Annotated in this window: 5 protein-coding genes; 2 read left to right on the forward strand and 3 right to left on the reverse strand. The window is 49.3% G+C overall.

Translation table 11 applies throughout. The features are described from left to right. Window positions 1-5: 5 nt before the first annotated feature. Window positions 6-2,450 carry a phenylalanine--tRNA ligase subunit beta gene (gene pheT / locus BRW63_RS22080; RefSeq protein ID WP_073074555.1) on the reverse strand — a complete coding sequence of 815 codons (2,445 nt, stop codon included), beginning with the start codon at window positions 2,448-2,450 and terminating at the stop codon, window positions 6-8. A gap of 817 nt (window positions 2,451-3,267) precedes the next feature. Here pheT and BRW63_RS22085 point away from each other — a divergent pair. Further along, the gene (locus BRW63_RS22085; RefSeq protein ID WP_073074556.1) at window positions 3,268-4,887 is read left to right on the forward strand and encodes a serine/threonine-protein kinase; all 1,620 of its coding nucleotides are present in this window, start codon (window positions 3,268-3,270) and stop codon (window positions 4,885-4,887) included. Between the two features lie 196 nt (window positions 4,888-5,083). On the opposite strand, the gene BRW63_RS22090 is transcribed toward BRW63_RS22085, so the two are convergent. Beyond that, a complete protein-coding gene (locus BRW63_RS22090) occupies window positions 5,084-5,326 on the reverse strand; it encodes a hypothetical protein (RefSeq protein ID WP_073074564.1) in 243 nt (80 codons plus the stop codon). A 125-nt stretch (window positions 5,327-5,451) separates the two neighbouring features. On the opposite strand from BRW63_RS22090, the gene BRW63_RS22095 reads away from it, so the two are divergent. Next, window positions 5,452-5,661 (forward strand): helix-turn-helix domain-containing protein, encoded by a 210-nt coding sequence (locus BRW63_RS22095; RefSeq protein ID WP_073074557.1) that lies wholly within the window; start codon window positions 5,452-5,454, stop codon window positions 5,659-5,661. A 129-nt stretch (window positions 5,662-5,790) separates the two neighbouring features. Here the strand turns inward: BRW63_RS22095 and BRW63_RS22100 are convergent, their stop codons facing one another. Further along, window positions 5,791-8,130 (reverse strand): GUN4 domain-containing protein, encoded by a 2,340-nt coding sequence (locus tag BRW63_RS22100; protein WP_106254111.1) that lies wholly within the window; start codon window positions 8,128-8,130, stop codon window positions 5,791-5,793. Window positions 8,131-8,359 lie beyond the last annotated feature (229 nt).

The raw sequence follows: 8,359 nt of genomic DNA on the forward strand, positions 1-8,359 counted from the left end.
TCCGATTAGCTTCTCAGTTCCACTCTAAACTTCTCAACGATCGCCTCTCGCACCTTTTGTTGAATGGGCGCGATGTCGTCATCAGTGAGGGTGCGATCGTCAGCTCGATAAATCAGCCGAAACGCCAAACTGCGTTGACCTTCAGGAACTCGATCGCCCCGATATTCATCAAACAATTCGACCGATTCGAGCAATTTTCCGCCAGTTTTGGTGATCAACCGCTTTAATTCTGCCACTCCAACGGTTGTAGCGACATAAAACGCCAGATCGCGATCGGAGGATGGATAGGTCGAATAAGACTGGAAGGTAGGAATCAAAACCTCTTCTTGTTCGAGTTGAGCGATCGCCACATTCAGATCGAGTTGAAACACGTAGATCTCATCGGGCAGATCTCGCTCTTGCCTCAGTTGGGGATGGAGTTGTCCAAACGTGCCCAGCCGATTGCCCTGACTCCAGAGAGAAGCCGTCCGTCCGGGATGTAACCGAGAGTCGCGGCGATCGGGCTGATATTCGATCGTCAAGCCCACTCGCTTAAACACCGCCTCTAAGATTCCTTTTGCCTCAAACCACGAGAGAGGCTGCTCTCGCCCACTTCGCACCCATTTGCCTTGTGTTGGGTCGCCTCCCATAATTCCGGCGATAAATTCGGCTTCGGTCAATCCTTCCTCTTCTCGCGAAAACACATGACCAAACTCAAAGCCGTTTAGCGCCCCATTTCCCTGCTCTAAGTTGAACTGAAACGCATCAATTAATCCTGAAATTAGATCAGTCCGCAGGGCAGAATATTCTGTGAATAGCGGATTTGCGAGAATCACCTGGCTCTCTGACTCTGGTTTGCCCAATGAGTAGTGAATCAACTCCGTCAACCCGGCAGCTCGCAGTGACTCTCGAAGTTTGCGGGTGATCGCTTGCTCGATCGACAAATATCCTGGCTCTGTCTTCTCTGGCAGCGTGTCGCAGAACTTGTTGTATCCATAGATTCGAGCGATCTCTTCAATCAGGTCGATTTCACGCTCTAGGTCTCGATAGCGATAGAAAGGCACCGTCACCGACCAACCATCGGGCTTGATGACGGTAAGCTCACAGCCTAATGCGGTGAGAGTCCGTTCAACCTCGCTGGACGGAAGGTCGCCAATATCATCTTCTAACTCGACCATTCCTAAGACTTGATTGACCCGCTCTAGGCGAAGCTTGATCGTTCGCGTCACTGCTTCCTTCGGGCGCGAGTCTGCGGTTTCTTGAGCGACGATCGTGCCTCCCGCCAATTCAATCATCAGCTTTAAAGCACGATGGCAAGCAGTTTCTAGTTCGGCGAGATTAACTCCTCGCTCATAGCGGGCAGACGCTTCAGTTCGCAAACCTTGAGAACGGGCAGACCGACGAATCGCCGCCGTGTCAAAGAGTGCCGCTTCTAGCATTAAGTTTTGAGTACCTTCATAAACCTCAGTCTCCTCACCACCCATCACCCCTGCCAGGGCAATCGGCTTGTCATTTGCAGTGATCAGGAGCGTTTGCTCTTGGAGAGATTTGGTTTGTCCGTCTAGCGTTTTGAGCGATTCTTCAGCACGAGCAAATCGAACTCCGATCGTCAGTGCATCACTTCCAGCAACGGTGACGAGACGATCGCGATCGAAGGCATGGAGCGGTTGTCCCCACTCTAATAAAACGTAATTTGTGACATCCACCACATTGCTAATCGGACGGATTCCTGCCGATTGCAGACGTTGTTGCAGCCATAGAGGAGACGGAGCGATTTTTACGCCCTCGATCGTCGTGCCAATATAGGTTGGGCAAGCCTGAGGCTCTAAAACCTTCACGGATAAACTGCCGCTCCCAGATTTTTGAACCGTTGGCTTTTCTGCCTGCGGCAATCTCAGCGTCGCCCCTGTCAGCGCCACAACCTCACGCGCCACGCCTACCATACTCAGCGCATCCGCCCGATTTGCAGTCGAGGTCAGATCTAAAATTACGTCATCCAGCCCTAATAAAGGTCGAGCATCCTGTCCCGGCTTCAGCGTTCCTAACACTGACTCGTCAAAGATGTGGATGCCCTCTGATTCTTTAGTTAACCCCACCTCAGACAAAGAGCAGATCATGCCTTCTGAAGCAACGCCCCGCAACTTAGCGGGTTTAATCTTCAGGTCAACTTTGGGCAAATAAGTTCCCAGCGTTGCCACCGGGACGAAAACTCCCGATCGCACATTTGCTGCCCCACAGACGATCGTAGAAGGCGTGTCACCCCCAATATCAACTTTGCAGACACTTAAGCGATCGGCATTTGGGTGAGGATCGCGCTCTAGCACTTTGCCCACCACAACCCCATCTGCCCAAGTGCGTCGGTCTTCAATGTCTTCGACCTCAAACCCTGCCATCGTCAGCATTTCAGCCAAAGCTTCTGGAGGCATTGAAATATCTACTAGTTCCCGCAGCCAGTTCAGAGAAATACGCATTGAGCTTGCTTTTGATCTACGCCAGTCTGAACTATTCTACCGCTCCCAGGCAAAGGATTGGACAGAGAGCGGTCTGATACCCATTTGATGTGTGAATGCGACAGATCCGTATGAGGGCACTGCCGTGCCATGCCCGTACAACAAGCCGTGCCCCGTCGGATTGAACGATCAGTCGCAGTTGCTTCCGAAATTGGTTTGACTCATCCCCTCAAACTCTTGACCCTGTAGTCAAAATAGAAATAGTCTACTTTTTGCTACAGTGTTTTGGCTGCATTTCTGGCTTAACTTCGGATTTATGTCTCACAAACTTACGGAAGTTCCAGTCCGTCAGAGTATTGAGTAATAAGAGATAAATATCACCTTTGCAACGAGGCTATTTCTTGGGCACCTATTCTCAAACGGATACAATGCAATGTCAGCAAAATCTATCTAGACAAGCATGATTTTCACAGTCTACGATTATATAAAGAGGGTTTTTCTAAAATGGGAGTAACCTTCTTTGATTTGACTCAACTCTAGTTTGCCTTTACACGATCGCCCAGCTTCCATAAAAGTTATCCATGCTGAAAGGAAAGTTCGCGCTATTGTTGTTGGCAGAGCCTGACCGTATGGGTATCCTGTATAACCAGGAGCATTCAGCAAATTAGGGGCTTGACCGCTGCTAGTTTATAGAGACTTTAAGTTCAAATGGTTCAACTTTAGACACTCTTTAAAGGATCTCTTACACCTTTGACCCTATAGTCATCGAGTCGGTGCCCAGATCATCAGGGCAGGGTAGCAATATCCCACTACTCACAATCAACGCGGGTAATGCTGAATGAGCTACTGCTTGAATCCAGTCTGTCCACATCCTGAAAACCTCATCCACACTGAAGCGTGTCAGGCTTGTGGCTCTAAGCTATTGTTGAGCGATCGCTTTCGGATTCTGCACGCGCTTGGTCAAGGGGGCTTTGGCGCAACCTTTCTAGCCCGCAACGAAAAGTTACCCGGTCAGCCCAACTGTGTGATAAAGCAATTACGTCCCACTGCCACTGCCCCTCACATTTTGCAGATGGCACGAGATTTGTTTGGGCGAGAAGCCTGCACCTTGGGAAAGATTGGCAACCATCCCCAAATTCCTCAGTTGTTGGACTATTTTGAGGCAAATCAAGAATTTTATCTAGTTCAAGAATATATCAGTGGGGCAACGCTGCAACAAGAAGTTAAGCGAGAAGGCACATTTGGCGAATTAAAAGTCAAGGTCTTTCTGAGCGAAATTTTGCCTATTCTGCAATATATTCATAGTCATCAAGTCATTCACCGTGATATTAAGCCTGCAAACTTAATTCGGCGCTCTCACGACTGCAAATTGGTATTGATCGACTTTGGAGCGGTCAAAAATCAGGTGAGCGATTTGAACGCTAGTCTTTCAGAACAAACAGCCCTCACGTCTTATGCGATCGGCACCCCTGGTTTCGCTCCACCCGAACAGATGGCGATGCGTCCGGTATATGCCAGCGACCTCTATGCGCTAGGAGTCACCTGCATCTACTTGATAACAGGAAAATCTCCTAAAGATTTAGACTACGACCCCGCAACGGGAGAGTTAGTCTGGCAAAAACAAGTCCAGGTGAGCGACCACTTTGCCAAAGTTCTCAGAAAAATGCTAGAAGTCTCAGTTCGTCACCGCTACCAGTCGGCAAACGAGATTCTGCGAGATCTAGATTTGGAACCCTACTTAGAAAGTCTGGCAAGCGGTATGACTAACGTGCCATCTCAGCCAAACACTGTTGGGCGCAAGCGAGGCGACCCTTCTGGGCCTGACTCTCAAGATTCTTCCGCTTCTCCCAATGCTCGTGCTGCAATGGCAATCAGAGCACGCCAGACTCGCACTGAATCGACCAGCCTTCAGTCTGGGCAGACTCGCGGTCGCGTTATGGCAACTAAGCCATCAGTTTCAGGAGCTAAAAGCCGCGACTCTGGAGGGCGCACCGGAAACTCTGGAGGAGGGCAGTCGAGCAGTTCACCTAAGCTAGATTCTCAAGGGTTACAGAGCTACTACAGCAAAGGGAAACGAGATTTTGCTTCTTATGATTTGACGGAGTTGATTCTGACGAGAGTCGATTTATCGAATGCGGTTTTCCATCAGGCAAACTTGCATAAAGTCAATCTTCATGGAGCCAACCTGATTAGCGTTAACTTTGGACGCGCCAATCTCAGTCACGCCAACTTACGTGATGCCAACTTGACAAAAGCTTATCTCAGCAACGCTGACCTAGAAGGTGCAGACTTACGCGGAGCCAACTTGAGTAGCGCTTACCTACTCAACGCAAACTTGCGAGGTGCTAACCTCTGTGGCGCAAATCTCACTGGGGCAAAGTTGAGTCAAGAGCAGTTGACGATGGCACGAACGAACTGGATGACTATCAGACCCACAGGGAAACGCGGAATTTGGTAAAGCTAAGGCTAGTCATCAAAGCGCTTCTGAAAATTAGAAGATCAGCAACCTTCTGTTCGCTAGTGTACTTTTTCAAGCTTAGAAGACCTGTAAATTTAAATTATCTTGTTTACCCGGAACACTGTCCTCTACCAGCAATGTTAGAGGATTTTTTTGTGAAAGAAAGAGGGCGATCGCCCACCCTCAGCTACATCGGTCACTCGCCCGTTACCAATTCTTCTACTGCCGGATCAAACACAATCTCATAGTTTCCGATCGGGTTCAGCCGCTTCAACACCCGCAAATGTTCCGTCGCATCATTCCGCCGCCGAAACCGAGCCACCACACGGCGCTGCATCTTTGGCAAAAGCTGAATAATGCACCAAGGAGACAAACGATCGCGGTAACTCCGCACAAAACTGTCACCAACCGTTGCTGACGGCTGCGATGCTGATATCATATGGTTACCTCCCGTAATGGGATAAGAAGTAGCGATCGCTCTCAAGTTTTCCAGGCGAAAAGAGCGATCGCTTTTCAATGTACAACAATTATTAAATGTCGCATACGCGTCATTGTCAAGTCTGAATGGGGCTAGTTAGGCTAAAAATTCGAGAATTAGCTGACAAGCGAGGCTGGACTTTGAAAGAAGTGTCCGAACGCTCAGGCGTTAACTACAGCACAGTCAGAAGTTATGTTCAGCGTGGTGAGTTGAATACTGTTGATTTGAGTGCGGTTTATAAGATTGCGAAGGCTTTTGGGGTGACGATCGATGATTTGGTTGAGGTGGTGGAATAGGGGGCGATCGAACTCTTACAAAGACCTGACGGTATCAAGTACATAGATCCTTCTAAAGGCAAAAAACACGCCGAGTCGGAACATTAATACAAGTCTTAAAAACAGGCTGAAGCTACCGGACATTACAGTCTACAAGTCGCAGTTTGAGAGAAGAGAGACGTGTTCCATCCAACGCCCACGCGTCAACTTTACCCCAAGCCGCGGAAGATATCCCCTCGGAGAAGAGATATCATAAACTACCTTCGTATACTTACCCTTTTCCATCCAACCGTTAGTGTTACAGAAACTTTCCCATGCCTCCGCATGATACTGCCCGTCAACAATGCCTCCGCACTCTAGATATAATTCTTTCTGAACACTAAAGCCAAACCGACCCTCGCTATACTTTACCCACAACCGATCAATATTCAACAACTCCTCACGCGGAAAATTCAGCAAGTGCTCTGGCTCAAACCACTCCCCCTCTTCCTTCCCCACCGTCATAATCATCAATCGATACGTTTCATTATCCGCCTCTTTCCACTGCTGGTCTTTCAGAAATTCCTCTAGCTTTTGATACCGAGAACTTAGCACCTTTTTCTTAAGTGCCTCAAACTCTTGCAACAACGGCTGCTGGTTCACTGTGAATTCCTCCAGATGTCGGTATCGATGAATCAGCAGCTTTTCTTTGAGCGACCCTAACTCTTTCACCAAAGCCGGATCGATTCGCTTTGTCGTCTCCTGCAAGCAAACATACGCTAAATCCGCTGCCCCGCGCTCCGTCATCTCTCGGATCAGCTTTCCAGGGTTCACTAATCCCGCATACAACAAAATCACCTGCTTCCACCAATCCTCCCCCAACTTCTCATACAGCAAACTCTCCTGCCCCAACCGAGCCACCTCCTCCGCCGCCAAATACTCCTGAAAACTCAGATGAGCAAACTCATACTCATCCTCCTGCTCGATCACCAACTCACTCACCTGCACCACCTGATCGAGAAACTCCACAGCATCAATGGTTTCACCCTGCACTGTCAAATATCCTGCCAGCCGTTCCACTAGCTCTCTACGCTCCACCCGCCCCTCTTTTTTCTGCATCATCTCCAGCGCCAGCATCTGCAAAATCACCTGCGCTCCACACTCCAACAGCAGCGTCTCCAACTTTCTCGCCCCAGGGCGATCCTTCAATTGCAGCCGACAAATCTCCTGATATAGCTCCACCCGTCGCCTTGGCAACTCCGCCCCCGGAAACCGCCGATGAAACGTCACAATCATCGTCAGCAAAAGCGGATTCTTCGCCAAATCCTTCAATTCCGATCGCGCCTCAATCTGCGCCAAAAGCTCATCTGCGGCAGATTGCGCGGCTTGTTTGACATCCGGCGTATCTCGTCCACTGTTCGCAAACCGCTCTTGATATCGATACCAACTCTCCACAAAATCCCGACGCTGCCCCTGATTAAAATCACGCACCCAAATCGGAGTCGTCATCTCTAGACGATCACCTGCATCCTGCTCTCTATAAGCTTTAGGGCGCGAAGTCAGAATAAATACCGAATCTCTATATCGCCGCATCTGCTCATTTAACCACTTAGCCAGAGCAGGTCTTTTAGCTTTCTCCACCTCATCAAACCCATCCAACATCACCACCACATCGCCCCGCCGAAGGCTCTCCTGCGCCCAATTCACTGGCAGCTTCAATTCTTCATCAGTCGGCAAAGCAGGAATATGATGCAGCGTAATCAAATCCGCCAAATTGGGAGCATTCTCTTGAGTTAGCAAGTCACGATATTTCCGCAGCACCAACAGCACCGGGATTTTTTGTGACACTTGATAGCGTCCTTGTTGCTTATTCCCATAAGTATGAGCAACATGCTTAAGCAGCGTCGTTTTGCCATAGCCACCCCACGCCAAAATCACCATCTGCCGCAGCATCGGTTCCGCTTTTGTTCGCTTCAACAACTCCCAAATTCGCAGCTTGCCCGATCGAATACTTGCAGCATCGTCCGCACCCTCCATTCCCCGAAACCCTGGAGCGATCGCGCTACTGTCCAATTCGAGCGGCACAAACACCTCTTCCAAAAGCGGAGTTCCCAAATCAGACTGGCGAACTCCTTCAGGGCGATAAGCCTGACAATCCCACGCCTGACACTGAAGATACTTATCCTCACCCTGCGTTACTTTAGCGATCGTTCCCTGAGCCAGACTATCAATCCGATCGTTAATCACCTCTCCTGCTTTCGCCAATCGCTTCTCATTGCCCCGATGAATCGGTTCCAGCAATTTTGCCCCATAAGAGAAACCAAACCCGATTAGAGCGGAAGCGATCGCCTTAGCCACATTCGTTTCAAAAATCAGAGAGTAAAGCCCATAAACACTACCAACCCCAACCCCTCCCGGCTTGATAACCCTAATCAAAAATTCTACCACCTCCTGCACAATGGAATCTTTTTCAGGCTTGGCTTCAGGTCGATCGAGTGATTCTTGCGGCATTGCAACATCTAAAGCAGAGGTCTCACCTGAATTCTACACAGATTGCATTAGAAGCTCCGGTATTTCCTAGCGACAGAAGGGCTACCAAGATCACAAGCAAGCCAATCGAACAAGCCTCCTTTCAGCTAAGAAAGGAGGCTTTGTTCTTTTAATATTCAACCTGGCGATGAGCTATTTTTGCGGGAGGCTACCCTCCAACTATCTTCGCCGCTGTCACGTTTCACACCTG

The sequence above is a fragment of the Phormidesmis priestleyi ULC007 genome (genome assembly GCF_001895925.1).
In the GTDB taxonomy this organism is placed as follows: Bacteria; Cyanobacteriota; Cyanobacteriia; order Leptolyngbyales; family Leptolyngbyaceae; genus Phormidesmis_A; species Phormidesmis_A priestleyi_A.